The sequence below is a fragment of the Acidovorax sp. Root217 genome (assembly GCF_001428645.1).
GTDB lineage: Bacteria > Pseudomonadota > Gammaproteobacteria > Burkholderiales > Burkholderiaceae_C > Acidovorax.
In genome coordinates this window covers 450,386-469,451 of record NZ_LMIH01000012.1, presented here as the reverse complement: position 1 = coordinate 469,451, position 19,066 = coordinate 450,386, and the positions used below count along the sequence as shown (strand labels likewise).

Genomic DNA, 19,066 nt, shown 5'->3' with positions numbered 1-19,066 from the left:
GGCGGTGCTCAGGACTTGGGCGCCGAAGCGGCCGCTGCAGGCGTCTGGGTGCTGGGCGGGCTGCTGGCCGTGCCCGGTGGCGAGTGCGCACCGGCGGCCTCCAGGGGCTTGGCCTCGGGCGGTGTGTAGACAAAGGGGCCCGGGTCCGCACAGGCGGCTCCCACTGCGGCGGCAGGCTTGGCGGCGGTGTTGGTCTTGCGGTAGTGGGCCGCGACCCGGTCCTGCGACTGGCACAGCTTGTAGTTGTCGACCTTGCCGGCCCAGGCGGCCTTGGCAGCGGCTTCGGCCGCCTTGGCGGCTGCCTCGGGCGCAGGCGGCGGCAATTTGGCCAGCGCGGCGCTGCAGGCGCAGGCGGCGCACAGGGCCAGCAGCAAGGGGCGAAGGAAAGAAGGCTTGTTGTTCATCGTCATGGTGGGCCTCATGCCTGAACGGGCTTGGCGGCAGCGGCCTCGCCCGCGGGCTCTGCACTGCTGCTGCGTTGCGATGGGATCTTGCCGGCCTTGACATCGTCGTACCAGAGCTGGTGGTGCTCCCTGGCCCAGGTTTCGTCCACGTAGCCGGTCTTCATGGCCTTGTAGGCGCCCTGCATGCCGATGGTGCCCAGGTAGATATGGCCCATGAACATGACCATCATCACCACCGTGGCCACGGCGTGGACCATGTGTGCGATCTGCATCGTGCCGCGCTCGTAGATGAGCCCGGGAATGAGCTTGTCCAGCACCAGGCCCGAGGCCACGACGATGGCGCCCAGGAACAGCACCCCACCCCAGAAGACCAGCTTCTCGCCGGCATTGAAGCGGTGCGAAGGCACCTCGGTGCCCGAAAGCATGCCGCCGCCCTTGAGCAGCCAGGTGAGGTCGCCCCGGCGCGGGAAGTTGTCCTTGAGGAAGGTGAAGAATACGATGACCAGCGACACCGCGAACAGCGGCCCGGCGAAGTTGTGCAGGTTCTTGAGGGCATAGGCCAGCCAGCCGAACAGCGTGCCACCCAGGATGGGCAGCAGGAAGAACTTGCCGAAGGCCATCACCAGGCCCGAGATGGCCAGTGCCACGAAGGCGATGGCGTTGGCCCAGTGGGCGGAGCGCTCGAAGGGCGTGAAGCGCTCGATCTTGCGGCCCGTCTCGGCGCCGTGCAGCTGCATCGTGCCCTTGCGCCAATAGAACAGGGCGATGGCCCCCGCCACGATGAGCAGCAGCGAGCCGCCGTAGGGAATGATCCACTGGTTGCGCACCTGGCGCCAGGCCTCGCCCGCGTTGGTCACGCGCGAGCCTGGGTATTGCACGAAGGGCTGGATCAGGTTGCCGGCCTCGGGCGCCTGGCTCTTGGGCAGGCTGCTGTAGCCCGTGACGCCCTCGCCCACCTGGCGCCACATGGGCGCGTTGTTGCCCGGCTGCACCTTGGCGCGCTCGCCGTTGTTTTGCTGGGCGTAGCCCGGTTCTTCGCTGGCATCGGGCTTGACCTGGAAGATGTTCTGGCCCTGGATGCCGCCGACCGCGGGCGCCACCGCTGGCGTCGCGGCAGAGGCCGCTTGCGCGCTGGCCGGGGCCTGGGCCCCTGCCGTGCCCCAGGCCAGGCCGGCCAACAGCGCCATGCTGCACAGGAAGTTTTTCATGGCAGGCCTCGCTCTACCGGGTGGTGCGGGTGTATTCGTTCTGGCCGTACTGCTGGCGCGCCTTGAGCTGCTGCTCCCAGCCGGCCTTGTCGCCGGCCTTCCAGCCGGGCTGCGTGAAATTGCTGCCTGTGCCGGCATAGGGCGGCGCATCGATGCGCACGCCGCCGCCGGTCTGCGGCTTCTCGGTGCAGGCCACCAGCGCCAGCAGCCCACAGGCTGCGCCCAGGATCAGTACAGTGCGCCCGGTCATGACTTGGCTCCCGGGGTGGGTTGGCCGGCCTGCTTGGAGCCATAGGCCGTGCCCCAGCCCCAGACCTCGGCACCCTTGCCGCGCTGCACCACGCGGTTGCGAAAGATGTCCGCCACCACATCGCCATCGCCGGCCAAGAGGGCCTTGGTGGAGCACATCTCGGCGCAGGCCGGCAGCTTGCCCTCGGCCAGGCGGTTGCGGCCGTATTTCTCGAACTCGGCCTGGCTGCCATGGGTCTCAGGGCCGCCGGCGCAGAAGGTGCACTTGTCCATCTTGCCGCGCACGCCAAAGGTGCCCTGCGAAGGGAACTGCGGGGCGCCGAACGGGCAGGCATAGCTGCAGTAGCCGCAGCCGATGCAGACGTCCTTGTCGTGCAGCACCACGCCTTCGTCGGTGCGGTAAAAGCAGTTCACGGGGCACACCGCCATGCAGGGGGCGTCACTGCAGTGCATGCAGGCCACCGAGATGGATTTTTCGCCCGGCACGCCGTCGTTCAGGGTGACCACGCGGCGGCGGTTCACGCCCCAGGGCACTTCGTGCTCGTTCTTGCAGGCGGTGACGCAGCCGTTGCATTCGATGCAGCGCTCTGCATCGCAGATGAATTTCATTCGTGCCATGGGGTGTCTCCTGGTCGGTGCCGCGTGTTCATGCCCGTTCCACGTTGCAGATCGTGGTCTTGGTTTCCTGCATCATGGTCACGCTGTCGTAGCCATAGGTGGTGGCCGTGTTCACGGCCTCGCCGCGCACGATGGGCGCTGCGCCCTTGGGGTAGTGGTCCAGCATGTCTGCGCCCTGCCAGCGGCCCGAGAAGTGGAACGGCATCCACACGGTGTCGGGCGCCACGCGCTCGGTCACCAGCGCCTGCACGTTGATGCGGGCGCCCGTGGGCGAACTGAGCCACACCTGCTCGCCGTTGCGCACACCGCGCTCGCCTGCGGTCTTGGGGTGGATCTCCACGAACGACTCCTGCTGCAGCTCGGCCAGCCAGGGGTTGGAGCGGGTCTCTTCGCCGCCGCCTTCGTACTCGACCAGCCGGCCCGAGGTCAGGATCAGCGGGAACTTCTCGTGCACCTTGTCGGCGATGTTCTTGTCCTGCACGCTCTTGTAGAGGGTGGGCAGGCGCCAGAAGGCCTTCTTGTCATCGTGCGTGGGGTACTTGGCCATCAGGTCGGGCCGGGTGCCGTACAGCGGCTCGCGGTGCTGCGGAATGGCATCGGGGAAGTTCCACACCACGGCGCGCGCCTTGGCGTTGCCGAAGGGGTGGCAGCCATGGTTCTTCATGGTCACGCGGATGATGGCGCCCGTCGGGTCGGTCTTCCAGTTCTTGCCTTCTGCGGCCTTCTTCTCGGTGTCGGTGAGCTCGTCCCACCAGCCGAGCTTCTTGAGCAGCACATGGTCGAACTCGGGGTAGCCGGTGGTGATGTCGGAGCCCAGCGAGTAGGATCCGTCCTCGGCCAGCAGGTTCTGGCCATCCTTTTCGACACCGAAGTTGGCGCGGAAGCACCCGCCGCCATCCATGACATGTTTGGAAGTGTCATAAAGGTTGGACGAGCCGGGGTGCTTGAGCTCGGGCGTGCCGTAGCACGGCCAGGGCAGGCCGAAGTAGTCGCCGGTGAAGTCGTAGCCGGTTTCCTTGTCCTTGCCGCCCTTGGCCTTCAGGGTCTTCACGTCGAACAGGTGCATGTTCTTCATGTGCGCCTTCAGACGCTCGGGGCTCTGGCCGGTGTAGCCGATGGTCCAGACGCTGCGGTTGATCTCGCGCAGGATGTCCTCGATCACGGGCTCGTCCATGCCCTGCACCTTCTGCAGCTTGTAGTTCTTGACCAGCTCCTTGTCGAAACCCAGCTTCTGCGCGAACTGATACATGATCATGTGGTCCGAGCGGCTCTCCCACAGCGGCTCGATCACCTTCTCGCGCCATTGCAGCGAGCGGTTGGATGCCGTGCACGAACCACTGGTTTCGAATTGCGTGGCTGCAGGCAGCAGATAGACCGCACGGTTCGGATTCAGGTCTTCAGCCCGGCCGGGCATGGCCGCCATGGCGGCCGTGGCCGAAGGGTAAGGGTCGACCACCACCAGCAGGTCGAGCTTGTCCATGGCGCGCTTCATCTCCAGCCCCCGGGTCTGGGAGTTGGGCGCATGGCCCCAGAAGAACACGCCGCGCAGGTTGGAGTCCTGGTCGATCAGCTCGTTCTTTTCGAGCACCCCATCGATCCAGCGCGAGACCGTGAGGCCCGACTTGGTCATCATGGCCGGGCTCGCATAGCGGGCCTTGATCCACTCGAAATCCACGCCCCAGACCGCCGCGAAGTGCTTCCAGGCCCCTTCGGCAATGCCGTAGTAGCCGGGCAGCGAGTCGGGGTTGGGGCCCACGTCGGTGGCGCCCTGCACGTTGTCGTGCCCGCGGAAGATGTTGGTGCCGCCGCCGGTCTTGCCCACGTTGCCCAGAGCCAACTGCAGGATGCACGAGGCCCGCACGATGGCGTTGCCGATGGTGTGCTGCGTCTGGCCCATGCACCAGACGATGGTGCCGGGGCGGTGGGCGTTGAGCAGGCTGGCCACCTTGAACACCTGCTCTTCCTTGACGCCGCAGGCCTCCTCGACCTTGTCGGGCGTCCACTTGGCCAGGATCTCCTCGCGCACCTTGTCCATGCCGTAGACACGGTCGTTGATGTACTGCTTGTCTTCCCAGCCATTCTTGAAGATGTGGTACAGCAGGCCGAAGAGGAAGGGGATGTCGGTGCCCGAGCGGATGCGCACGTACTCGTCGGCCTTGGCCGCCGTGCGCGTGAAGCGCGGATCCACCACGATCATCTTGCAGCCGGTCTCCTTGGCGTGCAGCATGTGCAGCATGCTCACCGGATGGGCCTCGGCCGCGTTGGAGCCGATGTACATGGCGACCTTGCTGTTCTGCATGTCGTTGTACGAATTCGTCATGGCCCCGTAGCCCCAGGTGTTGGCCACCCCGGCCACCGTGGTGGAGTGGCAGATGCGGGCCTGGTGGTCGCAGTTGTTGGTGCCCCAGAAGCTCACGAACTTGCGCAGCAGGTAGGCCTGCTCGTTGTTGTGCTTGGACGAGCCCACGAAGTACACGCTGTCGGGCCCGCTGGCCTTGCGCAGGTCCTGCATGCGGGCGGTGATCTCGGTGAGCGCCGTGTCCCAGCTGATGCGCTCGTACTTGCCGTTGACCAGCTTCATCGGGTAGCGCAGGCGGTACTCGCCATGGCCGTGCTCGCGCAGCGCGGCGCCCTTGGCGCAGTGCGCGCCCAGGTTGATGGGGGAGTCGAACACCGGCTCCTGGCGCACCCAGACGCCGTTCTCGACCACGGCGTCCACCGCGCAGCCCACCGAGCAGTGGGTGCAGATGGTGCGGCGCACCTCGATCTTGCTGTCGCCCAGGCCGACCTTGGCGCCCTCCGCGGCGCTGGACTTCTTGACCAGGGTGAGCTGCGAGGCAGCGATGCCCACGCCGACGCCCAGGCCCGAGCGGCGCAGGAAGGCGCGCCGGTCCATGGTGGGCAGGGCCTTGGCCAGGCCGCGCTGCAGGCTGTGGACGAAGGGAGAGGACGAGGAGGTGGCCGCAGCGCCCTCTCGGGCGTGGGAAGACTTCTTGGTGAGCAACATGGCGCGCCCCGCGGTCAGAGTTGGGTGGTCTTGTAGTACTGCTGCACGTGTGCCGAGAGGCGGTAGCCGCCACCGCGCTCAGGCGGTGCTGGCACGGGCTCGGCTGCAGCGGTGGCACCTGGGGCTGCAATGTGGGGCAAGGCCACGACGGCGGCAGCAGCAGCCCCCGCAGTGGCTGCACCTGCAAAGAACCGGCGGCGAGAAGGTTGGGGCTGGCTGTCCTGCATCATTGTCTCCAGGAGGGCTTGCGGCTATGCAATGTCGTTCATACAGTCTATGCGAGTGTCTGGCCCACTGCAATCGGGTATGGCCACCCCATGGAACTTCACTCGGGTTTGGCACACCTTCGCAGGCGCCCGCAGCGGCTCATTCCAGCATGTCGAAACCCTGGGCTTCCACAGCCACGAAAGCCCGTGTGAAGCGGGCCAGCGCGCCATAGAAGGGGGCGGCGGGGTGGGCCTCCAGCACATCGCACAGGGCCGGCACCCAGGGCTGCAGGTGGGCGGCAAAAAAGTCCCGTTGTGTCGTAAGGTTGCACACCGCCATGTCGTCACCAGCGATCAGGTAGCGCATGGCCTCGCACAGGTAGGCCAGGTGGTCCTCGGTCTCGGGCATGGCCTCGCTGCGCGCCAGGCCCAGGGCATCCAGGTCGCTGCGCAGGCGTGCCAGCGGCTTCTCGTTGAGAAAGCCGCTCAGGTAGTGCGACCCGTAGAGGAAGACCTCGGGCTTGCCCATGCCGCCGAACAGGCGCTCGAACTCGGCGGCAATGGCCGCGTCCTCCCGCGCACGGGTGGCCCCCACCAGTTGCTGCCAGGGCTCCTCCAGCAAGCCACCTTCGGCCGGCGCCTGGGTCACGGCCACGCGCAGGGTGGCCAGCAGGCCGGGCGCCGGGGCGCTGTAGTACAGCTGCGCCAGCAGGCCATAGAGTTCGGCACGCGCGGTTTCCTCGTCGAGGGCGGCGCTGGCGGCCATGGTCAGGGGTGCGGTGGCGCTCACAGGTCCGTCACTTTCGCTTCGCTCTGGGAAGAATAAAGGTCGATCACGCGGCAGTCGCCGCACATCTTCAGGCGCTCCAGCGCCTCGCCCTGGAACATGGCGTGGCCCGAGAGCCGCTCCAGCATGGCTTCAATGGCCTTGAACGTGCCAAAGGGTTTGCTGCAGCGCACACAGGCCCAGGGCTGGGTTTCGGCCAGCACGCGCAGCTGCGCGCGTTCGGGCGTGAGCAGCAGGCGCGGCTGCAGGGCGATGGCGTCTTCGGGGCAGGTGGTGGCGCACAGGCCGCACTGCACACAGTTCTTTTCCAGAAAGCGCAGCTGGGGCAGTTGCGGGTTGTCCTGCAGCGCGCCGGCCGGGCAGGCGCTCACGCAGCTCAGGCACAGGGTGCAGCGGTCCTTGTCGACCGTGATGGACCCGAGCGGCGCGCCGGCCGCCGGCAGCGCAATGGCCTCGGGCAGGCCCTCTTTCAGCAGCGGTGCATGGGCGATGAAATGGTCAAGCACCATCTCCAGCGTGGCGCGCTTTTCCTGGGCCACGGCATGGCGTGCCACCACGGGCGGCAGCACCTGGCGGGTCTGGCGCAGGGATTGCAGGGCGGTATCGAGCGCCGCCACATCGCCCGCGCGCAGCAGCCGCAGGTGGCTGCCGGTGTAGCCAAGGCCATGCAGGATGGCCTGCGCCACCTCCATCTGCGCCTGCACACCATCCAGGTACTGGGGCGCCTCCTCGTGCGTGGCCAGCACCACCACCTGCGAAGCACCATAGGCCAGCGCACTGAGCCACAGGTCCACGCCGGTGCTGGCGGTGTGCCACAGCGGCACCGGGATCACATGGGCGGGTACGCCCTGGGCACGCCGCAGCTGGGCGGCACGGCCCAATTCTTCGACCAGGGCCTGGCCCTGCTCCTGGCTGTGCAGCAGCAGCACGGCGCTCTGGCCGCCCCCGGCCGCATAGGTGGACAGCAAGGCCTTGAAGCGCGCGCCCTGCTCTGTGGCACCCGGGTAGGCAAAAGAGAGTGCACCCGTCGGGCACACCGTGGTGCAGGCACCACAGCCCACGCACAGGTGGGGGTTGACCTTGATCTGCTGGCGGCTCTTGTCGCTGGAAATGGCCTCGGCAGAACAGATGTCGATGCAGGCATTGCAGCCCACGGTCTCGTTGCGGCTGTGGGCGCAGAGCTTTTGCTTGTAGGCGAAGAAGCGGGGCTTGTCGAACTCGCCCACCATCTCGCGCAGCTTGAGCAGCACGGCCATGTCGCGCCCGTCGCTGCGGAAGTAGCCCTGCGGCGGCGCATGCTGCACGAAGGTGGGCTCGGCCGTGGCCGGGCGCAGGTCCAGCACCAGGTCGAAGCGTTCCTGCTGTGCGCTGGCCTCGCGGCCGAAGTCGATGGCGCCCGCCACCTGGCAGGCGCGCACGCAGGCGCGGTTCGCATCGCAGGCGGACAGGTCCACTTGGTAGTCCAGGCCGATGGCGTTCTCGGGGCAGGCCACGATGCAGGCGTTGCAGCGCGTGCACAGGTCCAGGTCGATGGGGTTGTCGGCAGCCCACTGCACGTCGAAGGCCCCGAGCCAGCCCGACAGGCCGGTGAGGCGCCCGCCGAGCACGGGGAAACGCCGCGCCTGCGCGCCGCCTGCCTGCCCCGGGCCCTGCGCGAACAGGGTCACATCGAGCACGTCGGCCACCAGGGCGGCAGCCTGTTCGGCGGCATCGAGCGGGCCGATGACCAGCAGGCGGCCCATGCTCTTGTAGCTGACGGTGGCCACCGGCGGCGGCTCGGGCAGCCGGGCTGCGGCCAGCAACGCGGCGATCTTGGGGCCGGCATCGCGGGCATCGCGGCTCCAGCCGCCGGTTTCGCGGATGTTCACGAAGCGGATCGGTGAGACCGCGCCTTCGGTCTGCGTGCCGAGTTCGCCGAAAAGGCGCTGCTCCTGGGTGCAGGCCACCACCACCTCCTGGCCGGTGCGGATCGCATCCTGGAAGGCGCCGGCCTCGCGCCGGCACAGCGTGGAATGGAGGGTCAGTTCCTCATGCAGGGCCGCGCCCAACGCCTTCGCGTCGAGGGGCATCGTCTGGTTGCAGTCGCAGATCAGCGTGGTCATGTTCGGTATGGCTGGCTACCCTGGCCCCATCGCCCCCTGCGGGGTCGGCTGTGGCCAGTTCTGGCGAGCTAGGAATGGCGGTGCATACCCCCGACTGTGCCACGTCTGGCAGCGCCGGCGTCTCCGCATCATCCCGAGGCTGAGGGTCTTGCGGGGCCATTGTCTGCGCGGCCTCTGGCACGGCCTCCCCGGCCGCGTCCTTTTCATGGTCGAAGAAGCCCATGAAATGGGCGCTGGCCATCTGGCGCAGCATGCCTTCAGGCAGCGGATCGGGCTTGGAGTAGTCGTCGATGTAGGTGTCCAGGCCGTCCATGGCATTGAAATGCGGGTCGGCAAACAGCTTCTTCATGGCCGTGTTGCGCACATCGGGCGCCACACCGCGGCCCATGAAGGGCTTGAAGTCGGACTCGGCCGTCAGGGCCTGCGCATCGGCCAGCGTGGGCAGCTCTGGCTCAGCGGCGGCAGGCACGGCCACCGGCTCCGGGGCAGGCATGGCGGCGGCGGATGGCAAGACCTCTGCTGGGGGCGATGGCTCCGGCTCCTGCACGGGCCTGCCCGCAGCCACCTCCTGCTTGCGGCGCGACCAGCGCGAGAGAAAACCGTCAGCCATGGTGCGGGCCGCCCCGGCCACCGCGCTGTTTGTCGGTGGAAACCGACGCCGGGTTGCCGAAGCGGTCGGTCAGCGACTGGAAGCTGTCGGGCCGCCTGCGTCGCTTGGGCTCGGGCGCGTAGTGCTCGTCGACGAAGGCCTGCAGCGCCTGCAGCACAGCCGCTGGCGCGGGCACCTGCTCCACCGTTTCCTGCGCATCGAGCCAGCGGCCGGCATCGTGGTAGCTCAGGCTCACGGCCACGGGGCGGGCCAGCGGCTCGGGCACGCTGCCCTCCTCGTCCATGCGCCACAGCACGAACCAGCAGGGCGCGGGCGCGGACAGGTTCAGGTGGTAGCCCTCGCCATCGTCCTTGAACAATTCGACCACAAAGCCCGGGAACAGCCACAGGGCCTGGTTGTCGTCCTGGCGCAAGAGGCGCGGCACATCGCCAAAGGCCGCTTCTGCGGGGACCACGTCGTCCAGCACCCAGCGCCAGGGCTGCCAGCGGTTGTCCAGGCGCTCGCGGCGCATGATGACGGCGACTTCGATGGTGGGGCGCAGAGACATGGCCCGACTGTACTGCGCCGTGCAGGGGTCAGGGTTTTTACCCCGTTTGCGCGCCCGGCGCGTACAGCACCGCGCGCGGCGCGCGGCACAGGCCCCACAGCCGCAGCCCGGCCAGCTCGGCCACCTGCACGCCGGTGGCGGTGGGTGCCGATATGGTGGCCAGTGCCGACAGGCCCACGCGAGCGCACTTGCGCACCAGCTCGTGGCTGCCCCGGCTGCTGAGCACGACAAAGCCGGGCTCGGCCAGGCGCGCGCTGCGCGACAGCCAGCCGATGAGCTTGTCCAGCGCGTTGTGCCGGCCCACGTCTTCGCAGACCTGGGCCAGGCGCCCGTCCAGCGTGGCCCAGCCTGCGGCATGCAGCGAGCCCGACTGCGCGTTGTGCGGCTGCAGTGCCTTGAGGTCGGCAAAGGCGCGCAGCACGGTGGGCAGGTCCACCCGCTCCAACCAGTCGCGCGCCGGCAGGCGCTCGGGGGCCAGATCCAGCGCCGCAAAGCTTTCCACCCCGCACACACCGCAGCCCGTGCGGCCGGCCATGCTGCGGCGCCGGTTCTTGAGGCGCTCGAAGCTGCGCGCCGAAATCTCCAGGTGCACCTCGACCCCCGGCACGCCGGGTGGCAGGTGCGCCGCGCCGGCATCGGCCAGCTGCAGCGTGGTGCCCCGGCAGTCCTGCGCATGGTCGAGGATGCCCTCGCTCAGCGCGAAACCGATCGCAAAATCGCCAAGGTTTTCCGGCGTGGCCATCATCACCGCATGCGAGACACCGTTGAACACCAGGGCCACCGGGATCTCCGCCGCCAGGGTGTCGAAGCGCAGGGACCCGCCCTGCGGCACACCCGCCTCGCCAAACACCCGCACGGAGCGCTGGGCCAGTGCCGACAGGTCCGCCACGCCGCCCCCATCGCCATCGAACGGCGTGCACACCTGTGCGCTCATGGCGTCGCCCCCGCCGCAGGCAGCTCCCGGGCGACGGCCCGGCCGGCGTCGGTCAGGTGGGCCACCCAGCGCTCACCCACCTGGTCCACGCGCACCCAGCCGGGGCCGCGCTGGCCGCCCACCGAGGCATCGCTCATCAGCGTGAGCTCGCGCAGGAGCACGCTCACGCCCTGGCCCAGGCGCTTGCCCAGGCGCGGCAGCGACACGCCGGGCGCACCGGCCGGCGTGTCCGGGGACTCTTCGGCCAGCGCACGCAGGATGGCGCCCGCCAGCGTCTCTTGCACGGCCGTCATGGCATGGGCTTTCTGCGGTCCACCGCGCTCATGGGGCCTCGGCCTGCGCCGGCACGGCAGACGCCGCAAGGGCGGCCCCGCCCGGCACGTGCGGCTCCAGCAGCACAGGGATGGACTTGGAGGTCGGCGTGCCCGCCGTGTCGGCCACGGCAGACAGCGGCACCAGCGGATTCGTCTCGGGGTAGTAGGCCGCGAGGTTGCCGCGCGGGATGTCGTAGGCCACCAGCTTGAAGCGGTCGGCCCGGCGCTCCTGGCCATCGCTCCACACGGTCTGGATGTCGACCCAGTCGCCGTCCTGCATGCCCAGGGCGCGGATGTCCTTCTCGTTGATGAAGACCACGCGGCGCTGGCCGTAGACGCCGCGGTAGCGGTCATCCATGCCGTAGATGGTGGTGTTGTACTGGTCGTGCGAGCGCGTGGTGAGCAGGGTGAATACGATCGAATCCTTGAACCGCTCGCGCGCCTTGTGCGAGGGCGTGTCCTGCGGCACCAGGGGCGCATGGAAGCTGGCCTTGCCCGAGGCCGTGGCCCAGACGCGCTCACTGGCCGTGTTGCGCAGGCGGAACCCGCCGGGCACGGCCACGCGCTGGTTGAAGTCCTTGAAATCGGGGAAGACCTTTTCGATCTGGTCGCGGATGCGCGCATAGTCCTCGACCAGCCAGGCCCAGGGCACGCTGCTGCGCGCGCCCAGCGTGGCGGCAGCCAGGCGCGCCACGATGGCCGGCTCGGACAGCAGGTGCTCGGACGCAGGCGGGTTGATGCCCACCGAGATGTGCACCATGCTCATCGAGTCCTCCACCGTCACGCCCTGCGGGCCGTTGGCCTGCACGTCGATCTCGGTGCGGCCCAGGCAGGGCAGGATCAGCGCCTCCTTGCCATGCACGATGTGGCTGCGGTTGAGCTTGGTGGTCACGTGCACCGTGAGGTCGCAGCGCTGCAGCGCCTTCCAGGTCTCGTAGGTGTCGGGGGTGGCGGCAGCAAAGTTGCCGCCCAGGGCGAAGAACACCTTGCCCTTGCCGTCCAGCATGTGGCGGATGGCCTCCACCGTGTCCACGCCGTGCTCGCGCGGCGGCTCGAAGCCGAACACGTCGCGCAGCCTGTCCAGCAGGGCCACCGGGGGCTTTTCCCAGATGCCCATGGTGCGGTCGCCCTGCACGTTGCTGTGGCCGCGCACCGGGCAGGGGCCGGCACCCTCGCGGCCGATGTTGCCGCGCAGCATGAGCCAGCTCACAATGGCCTGGATGGTGTCCACCGCGTGCTTGTGCTGCGTGATGCCCATGCCCCAGCAGGCGATCACGTTCTTGGCGCCAATGTAGATGTCGCCTGCAGAGCGCATCTGCTCCTCGGTCAGGCCCGACTCCTGCTCCAGCAGCGCCCAGGATTCCGCGCGCAGATTCTCCACCAGCACCTCGAAGCCCGTGGTGTGCTCGGCGATGAAGGCCTTGTCGAGCACGCCGCCACGCGCGCCCTCCTGCTCCAGCACATGCTTCATCATGCCCTTGACGGCAGGCAGGTCGCCGCCCACGCGCAGCTGGAAGTAATGCGTGCTGATGGGGGTGGAGCCGAAGGTGGCCATCTCCAGCTTGTCCTGCGGGTCGGCAAAGCGCTCCAGCCCGCGCTCGCGCAGGGGGTTGAAGCTCACGATGCGCGCGCCGCGCTTGTGCGCCTCGCGCAGCTCGCCGAGCATGCGCGGGTGGTTGGTGCCGGGGTTCTGGCCGAAGATGAAGATCGCGTCCGCGCACTCGAAGTCGTGCAGGGTCACCGTGCCCTTGCCCACGCCGATCTGCGGGCGCATGCCGCTGCCGCTGGGCTCGTGGCACATGTTGGAGCAATCGGGGAAGTTGTTCGTGCCGTACTGGCGCACGAACAGCTGGTACAGGAAGGCCGCTTCGTTGCTGGCCCGGCCCGAGGTGTAGAAGATGGCCTGGTTGGGGTCGGGCAGCGCGTTCAGGTGGCGCGCGATCAGCGCAAAGGCGTCGTCCCACGAAATGGGGCGGTACTGGTCGCTGGGCGCATGGTAGGCCATGGGTTGCGTGAGCCGGCCCTGGTCTTCGAGCCAGAAATCGCTCTGCTCGGCCAGCTCGGCCACGGTGTACTGGGCAAACAGGCCCGGGCCCGCGCGCCGGGCCGTGGCCTCGGCGGCCACGGCCTTGACGCCGTTTTCGCAGAACTCGAAGGTGGAGGCATGGTTGCGGTCCGGCCAGGCACAGCCCGGGCAGTCAAAGCCGTCGGGCTGGTTGGCCGACAGCAGCGTCCTGGCGCCCTTGATCGGGATGTCCTGGCGCAGCAGCGCATTCTTGACGCTGTTGAGCGCCCCCCAGCCGCCTGCGGGGCCTGTGTAGAACTCGATCTTTTCCTGTTTCATCATGGTCTCCTGGACTGGGGTTGCCGGCCGCGCCGCTGCGCCTGCGGCGTCCCCGGCACCCCCTGCTGTCATCTATGTGGGGGTCTTGAACGTGGCGGCCGCATCGGCCAGCGTGGCCGCCTGCTCGCGCATGCGCATGGCGGCAGCGGCGGCTTCTTCCACCAGGGCGGCGTTCTGCTGCGTCATCTGCTCGATGCGCCCCACGCTGTGGTGGATGTCTTCGATGCCATGGCTTTGCTGCCCGCTGGCGGTGGCAATGCCCTCGATGAGCCGGGTCACCTCACCGATGGATTGTGCAATGCCCTGCATGGATGTACGAGCGGCCTGCACCAAGCCCCCACCGGCATCCACACGATCCACCGAGGTGGAGATGAGCCCCCGGATCTCGCGCGCAGCGCCCGCCGAGCGCGTGGCCAGGCCCCGCACCTCCGAGGCCACCACCGCAAAGCCCCGGCCCTGCTCGCCCGCACGGGCGGCCTCCACTGCCGCATTGAGCGCCAGGATGTTGGTCTGGAAGGCAATCGAGTCGATGATGCCGATGATGTCGCGGATGCGGTGGGCACCGTCGCGGATTTCGGCCATGGTGGTGACCACGCGCTCCACCGCCGCACCGCTCTCGCCGCTGGCCTGGGCAACGGCGCCCATCAGCCCATTGACACGGCGCGCATGCTCGGCGTTCTGCGCCACGGTGGCGGTCAATTGCTCCAGGGCGGATGCGGTGGTGTTCACCTCGCCGGCCTGCTGCTCGGTGCGGGTGGCCAGGTCATTGTTGCCGTCGGCGATCTCGCGGGTGGACAGGCGCAGCCCTTCGGCCCCGCGCCGCACGTTGCCCACCAGGCCGGCCAGGCCCACGCCGATGCCGTTGATGGCCTGCAGCATCTGCCCCACCTCGTCGCGCTGCGCGACATGCATCTGCGTGGTGAGATCGCCCGCCGCGAGCCGCTGCGCGGCACTGCGGCCCTGTGCCACCGGCGTGGAGATGGTGCGCTGCACCAGGCCATGGACCAGCGCCGCCAGCAGCAGTGGCTGGCACACCCCGAATGCGACCCAGGTGGCCGGCAGCGCAGGCAGCGCCAGCCAGGCCAGCGTCCACAGCAGGTATTGTCCGCCCAGCACCCACAGCGCCAGGCGCCCGGCCATCCCGAGGGAGGGGATCTCGCTCACGTCGAGCCCCACGTAGAGCACGCCCACCACCTCGCCGGTGGCGTTGCGCACCGGGTCGTAGCGGGTCATGTTCTGGCGCCCGAAGACAGTGGCGTAGCCGGCGTAGGGCTGGCCCGCCAGCAGTTGGCGGTAGGCAGGGTGCGAGCGGTCGAGCAGCGTGCCCACGGCACGCTCGCCATCCTGCTTGCGCACCGACGTGGCGATGCGCACGAAATCCTCACCCTGGCGGGCGAAGACGGTAGCGCGCACCCCCGTCTGGGCCGTGAAGCGGTCCGCCACCGCGAAATCGCCATTGAGCGCCCGGCCATTGCACAGCAGCGCGGGCGCCTGCCCGGCAGCCGCCGGTGCGGCCAGACTGAACACTCCGTTGTGCTCGGCCGCAAAGCGCCCGGCCGCAGCATTGATCCGACGCTTGAGTGAGCCAGGCAGCACCAGCATGCAGTCGCCTGCCTACTGGAAGAACTTGGCGGCGCTCACCAGGGTCTTGTAGATGCCCCAGAGGAGAGGAATGCCCACCGCCGCCCAGGCGAAGGCCACCACCGCCGGGCTGGTCGTGCCGCCGCCACCGGTACCGCCGCCCACTTCGGCCGCCACGCTCTTTTCGTGCGCCAGCTTCTTCTCGTGCGCCAGTTCCGTGTCGCTCATGAACCACTTGTCGGCCAGGGGGCGCACCATCAGGTTGGCAATGAGCCCGATGACCAGCATGCCCACCAGGATGTACATGGTCTGGTTGTACACCTGCTCGCGCGGCAGGCCCAGGCCCAGTTGGTATTCGCGCATGTAGTTCACGACCACGGGGCCCAGGATGCCGGCCGTGGCCCAGGCGGTGAGCAGGCGGCCATGGATGGCGCCCACGAACTGGGTGCCAAACAGGTCGGCCAGGTAGGCCGGCACCGTGGCGAAGCCACCGCCGTACATCGACAGGATGACGCAGAACGCGCCCACGAACAGCAGTTTGCTGCCGGCGCCGGCTGAGCTGGGAATGCTGGCGTACATCAAGCCGCCGAGCACGAAGAAGATCACATAGGTCATCTTGCGGCCGAACTTGTCGGACAGGCTGGCCCAGAAGAAGCGGCCACCGATGTTGAACAGCGACAGCAGCGCCGTAAAGCCGCCCGCCACGGCCGCGATGGCGGCCAGCTGGGTCTTGTCAAGCTCGCCGAACTTCTGTTGCACACCGATCAGCCCACCGCCGAAGACTTCCTGCAGCATGGGCGAGGCCATGCCGATCACGCCGATGCCGGCGCTCACGTTCATGCACAGCACGACCCAGATCAGCCAGAACTGGGGAATGCCCCAGACACGCTTCACGTGCACGTGGCGCTAGGTGATCATGGCATTGGCCGAGGGGGGTGGAGGCGTCCAGCCGGCAGGCTTCCAGCCCGTGGGGGGCACGCGGTAGCCCAGGGCACCGGCCATCATGAACACGAAGTACACCAGCGCCATCACCACGAAAGTCTGCATCACGCCCACGTCGGTGGGGCTGGAGAAGTTCTTCATCAGGTCCACGGCCAGGGGCGAGCCGATCATCGCGCCGCCGCCAAAGCCCATGATGGCCATGCCGGTGGCCATGCCGCGCCGGTCAGGGAACCACTTGATCAGCGTGGACACCGGCGAGATGTAGCCGAGCCCGAGCCCGATGCCCCCGATGACGCCCGAGCCCAGGATCATGAGCCAGAACTGGTGCAGGTGGATGCCGAGTGCCGACAGCAGCATGCCGCCGCACCAGCACACGGCCGAGACCACGCCAGCCTTGCGCGGGCCCGAGCGCTCCAGCCAGCCACCCCAGATGGCGGCCGAACAGCCCAGGAAGACGAAGAACAGGGTGTACATCCACCCGAGCGTGGCCACACGCCAGTCGCATCCACTGGCGAACAGTTCAGCAAAGAAGCCCATGTCCTTGGGGCAGGCCGCACCGGTGCCGGCCGTGGCCAGGGCCTTGGACAGCGGCAGCCAGAACACCGAGAAGCCATAGGCCATGCCGATGCACAGGTGGATCGCAAGGGCCGCCGGGGGCACCAGCCACCGGTTGAAGCCAGGCCCCGCAATGATGCGTTCCTTGTCCAGGAACCCAGGGGATGCGGAAGACCCAGACATGGGTGCAGTCGCCGCCGATGAAGCAGTCATATGTTCTCTCTCCCTTGTTGGTGCGCACGCGCTGTGTTCTTGACGCCGGTCAAGACGCCCAGCGCAGTGTCCGAAGAGGAGCGCCATAGCGTCAAATTGAATCAGCACATGTGGCTATTCAACTCATGAATGAAGAACAGCACACAAATCAGCATCCAATGGGCGGGGAGCGTCCCGCTCCCGCACCGCACAGCGAGACGGGGGGCGGTGAAGGTGCCCAGCGCCCCCAGGGGATGGCCTGACTTCAGTCGCGCAGCTCGCCGCAGTGCTCGGTGACGTGGTCGCGCCACTGCGGCAGGTCCAGCAGCACCAGCGCTGCCTCCAGCGCCCGCGAGACGCGCGGGCCGCGCTGGGTCATGAAACCGATGGGCGTGCGCACCTCGGGCGCAACCAGGGGCAGCGCCTCCAGGCTGCGCTCGCTGCGCGCGGCAGCCACCATGGCACTAGGCAAGACGCTGCATACCTCGCCCGAGAGCACGGAGAGCACCAGGGTCAGCACCGAGTTGGTCTCGATGGCCGGCGGCGTGGGCACGCCGGCCTCGCGCAGCGCCTCGTCGATGATGAAGCGGTTGTGCATGTCGGTGGTGAGCAGACACAGGGGCAGCTGGCCGGCATCGCGCCAGCGCATGGGCTCGCCGATGCGCATGCGGTCGGGTGCGGGGGTGCTGGCGCGGCGCAGCAGGTAGTAGTGCTCATTGCACTGCTGCCAGGAGCGCAGCTTGACCTCCTTGGCCTGCATGCGTTCGCTGTAGCCCACGGCCAGGTCCAGGGACAGGTCTTCGAGCCCCTGCTCCAGTTCGCGCGAGCTCATGGACAGCACCACCGGCAGGATCCCCGGGTGCTGGGCCTGCAGCAGCGCCGCAAAGCGCGAGAGCATGGGGATCGCCGTGGGCGTGGCCGCCATGCGCAGCCTGCCGCGGGGTGCGGCCTCGGTGCTGCGCAACTCCTGGCGCAGCACCTCGTTGTCGCGCAGCATGCGCTGCGCCGTGGCCAGCACCGCCTCGCCCTCGTGCGTGAGGCCCGCATAGGTGCGCGCGCGTTGCACGATGACCACACCGAACTCGTCTTCCAGGGCCCGCAGGGCATTGGACAGGGCGGGCTGCGTGATGTGGCAGGCCTGCGCGGCCCGCCCGAAGTGGCGGTGCTCGTCGAGCGACACCAGGTAGCGCATGGCGGCCAGCAGGTTCATCGGATCAAGCGCCCTTCTCTATAGGAGTGGACCCGAAGATAACCGACCCCTGCACCCCGGCACACAGGCGCCTGAATCCTTCCCGCCCAAAAGGCCATTCAGGCAGCGGCCACGGCAAGCGTCAGGTGTCCTTGCTGACCGAGATGCTGGGGAACTTGGACGAAAAGTCCTTGGACTGCTGGGCGATCTTCACGGCCACGGTGCGTGCCACCTGCTTGTAGATCTGCGCCACGTCGCCGTCGGGGTCGGCCACCACGGTGGGCTTGCCACTGTCGGCCTGCAGGCGGATCTGCATGTCCAGCGGCAGGGCGCCCAGGTAGTCCATGCCATAGTCGGCCGCCATCTTCTTGCCGCCATCGGCCCCGAAGATATGCTCCACATGGCCGCAGTTGGTGCACACGTGCACGGCCATGTTCTCGACGATGCCCAGGATGGGCACGCCCACCTTCTCGAACATCTTGATGCCCTTCTTGGCGTCGAGCAGGGCGATGTCCTGCGGCGTGGTGACGATCACGGCACCCGTCATGGGCACGCGCTGGGACAGCGTGAGCTGGATGTCGCCGGTGCCGGGCGGCATGTCGATGATGAGGTAGTCGAGGTCCTTCCAGTTGGTCTGGCGCAGCAGCTGCTCCAGCGCCTGGGTGGCCATGGGGCCGCGCCAGATCATGGCCTCGTCCTGGTCGACCAGGAAGCCGATGGACATGACCTGCACGCCGTAGTTCTCCAGCGGCTCCATGGTCTTGCCGTCTTCGCTCTCGGGGCGGCGGCTGATGCCCAGCATCATGGGCTGGCTCGGGCCGTAGATGTCGGCGTCGAGCACACCGACGCTGGCGCCCTCGGCGGCCAGGGCCAGGGCCAGGTTGGCGGCGGTGGTGCTCTTGCCCACCCCGCCCTTGCCCGATGCCACGGCAATGATGTTCTTCACCTGGGGCAGCAGCTGCACGCCGCGCTGCACGGCGTGGGCCACCACCTTGGTGGTGATGTTCACGGACACGTTGTCCACCCCGGCCACGCCCTTGGCTGCCGCCACGAGGCTGCGGCGCAGCTCGGGCACCAGGCTCTTGGCCGGGTAGCCCAGCTCCACGTCGAACGCCACGTCGCCGCCGTTGATCTGCACATTGCGCAGCGCCCGCGTGCTGACGTAGTCCTTGCCCGTGTGCGGGTCTTGTACGCTGGAAAGTGCGGCCAGAAGGCCTTGTTCGGTGACTGCCATGCAATTAACTCCTGTGGGACGGGTAGTCTATCCAACGGACCCC

The 19,066-nt window shown here is 68.3% G+C and carries 16 protein-coding genes and 1 pseudogene; all 17 read right to left on the bottom strand.

What is annotated here, in order from left to right; all coding sequences use genetic code 11:
* Window positions 1-8: 8 nt before the first annotated feature.
* A complete protein-coding gene (locus tag ASE31_RS12305; protein ID WP_200961106.1) occupies window positions 9-410 on the bottom strand; it encodes a hypothetical protein in 402 nt (133 codons plus the stop codon).
* 8 nt (window positions 411-418) lie between these two features.
* Window positions 419-1,612 carry a formate dehydrogenase subunit gamma gene (locus ASE31_RS12300; protein WP_057201909.1) on the bottom strand — a complete coding sequence of 398 codons (1,194 nt, stop codon included), beginning with the start codon at window positions 1,610-1,612 and terminating at the stop codon, window positions 419-421.
* A 13-nt stretch (window positions 1,613-1,625) separates the two neighbouring features.
* On the bottom strand, window positions 1,626-1,862 hold the full coding sequence (locus ASE31_RS12295; protein ID WP_057201908.1) for a hypothetical protein: 237 nt from the start codon (window positions 1,860-1,862) through the stop codon (window positions 1,626-1,628).
* Window positions 1,859-2,479: a formate dehydrogenase FDH3 subunit beta gene (gene fdh3B / locus ASE31_RS12290; protein ID WP_057201907.1), complete on the bottom strand. Its 621-nt coding sequence runs from the start codon at window positions 2,477-2,479 to the stop codon at window positions 1,859-1,861. The genes ASE31_RS12295 and fdh3B overlap by 4 nt, the downstream gene beginning before the upstream one ends.
* 28 nt (window positions 2,480-2,507) lie before the next feature.
* Window positions 2,508-5,486 (bottom strand): formate dehydrogenase subunit alpha, encoded by a 2,979-nt coding sequence (locus ASE31_RS12285; protein WP_057201906.1) that lies wholly within the window; start codon window positions 5,484-5,486, stop codon window positions 2,508-2,510.
* Between the two features lie 14 nt (window positions 5,487-5,500).
* Entirely contained in the window at window positions 5,501-5,713 is a 213-nt protein-coding gene (locus tag ASE31_RS12280) for a formate dehydrogenase (protein ID WP_057202518.1), read from the bottom strand.
* 139 nt (window positions 5,714-5,852) lie between these two features.
* A complete protein-coding gene (locus tag ASE31_RS12275; RefSeq protein WP_057202516.1) occupies window positions 5,853-6,458 on the bottom strand; it encodes a molecular chaperone in 606 nt (201 codons plus the stop codon).
* A gap of 20 nt (window positions 6,459-6,478) precedes the next feature.
* The gene (locus tag ASE31_RS12270; RefSeq protein ID WP_057201905.1) at window positions 6,479-8,548 is read right to left on the bottom strand and encodes a 4Fe-4S binding protein; all 2,070 of its coding nucleotides are present in this window, start codon (window positions 8,546-8,548) and stop codon (window positions 6,479-6,481) included.
* Window positions 8,508-9,191 carry a DUF3306 domain-containing protein gene (locus ASE31_RS12265; RefSeq protein WP_057202514.1) on the bottom strand — a complete coding sequence of 228 codons (684 nt, stop codon included), beginning with the start codon at window positions 9,189-9,191 and terminating at the stop codon, window positions 8,508-8,510. The genes ASE31_RS12270 and ASE31_RS12265 overlap by 41 nt, the downstream gene beginning before the upstream one ends.
* Window positions 9,184-9,738, bottom strand: a complete 555-nt coding sequence (locus ASE31_RS12260) for a DUF3305 domain-containing protein (protein WP_057201904.1) — start codon at window positions 9,736-9,738, stop codon at window positions 9,184-9,186. The genes ASE31_RS12265 and ASE31_RS12260 overlap by 8 nt, the downstream gene beginning before the upstream one ends.
* 37 nt (window positions 9,739-9,775) lie before the next feature.
* Entirely contained in the window at window positions 9,776-10,672 is an 897-nt protein-coding gene (gene fdhD, locus ASE31_RS12255; protein WP_057201903.1) for a formate dehydrogenase accessory sulfurtransferase FdhD, read from the bottom strand.
* Window positions 10,669-10,965 (bottom strand): hypothetical protein, encoded by a 297-nt coding sequence (locus tag ASE31_RS12250; protein ID WP_057201902.1) that lies wholly within the window; start codon window positions 10,963-10,965, stop codon window positions 10,669-10,671. Before ASE31_RS12250 ends, fdhD begins: the two co-directional genes overlap by 4 nt.
* 28 nt (window positions 10,966-10,993) lie before the next feature.
* Entirely contained in the window at window positions 10,994-13,330 is a 2,337-nt protein-coding gene (locus ASE31_RS12245; protein ID WP_057201901.1) for an FdhF/YdeP family oxidoreductase, read from the bottom strand.
* 72 nt (window positions 13,331-13,402) lie between these two features.
* Entirely contained in the window at window positions 13,403-14,932 is a 1,530-nt protein-coding gene (locus tag ASE31_RS12240; protein WP_235514424.1) for a methyl-accepting chemotaxis protein, read from the bottom strand.
* A gap of 12 nt (window positions 14,933-14,944) precedes the next feature.
* Window positions 14,945-16,621: pseudogene (locus ASE31_RS12235) on the bottom strand (OFA family MFS transporter).
* A 244-nt stretch (window positions 16,622-16,865) separates the two neighbouring features.
* Entirely contained in the window at window positions 16,866-17,810 is a 945-nt protein-coding gene (locus ASE31_RS12230) for a LysR family transcriptional regulator (protein ID WP_057201900.1), read from the bottom strand.
* Between the two features lie 121 nt (window positions 17,811-17,931).
* Entirely contained in the window at window positions 17,932-19,023 is a 1,092-nt protein-coding gene (gene apbC, locus ASE31_RS12225; RefSeq protein WP_057201899.1) for an iron-sulfur cluster carrier protein ApbC, read from the bottom strand.
* Window positions 19,024-19,066 lie beyond the last annotated feature (43 nt).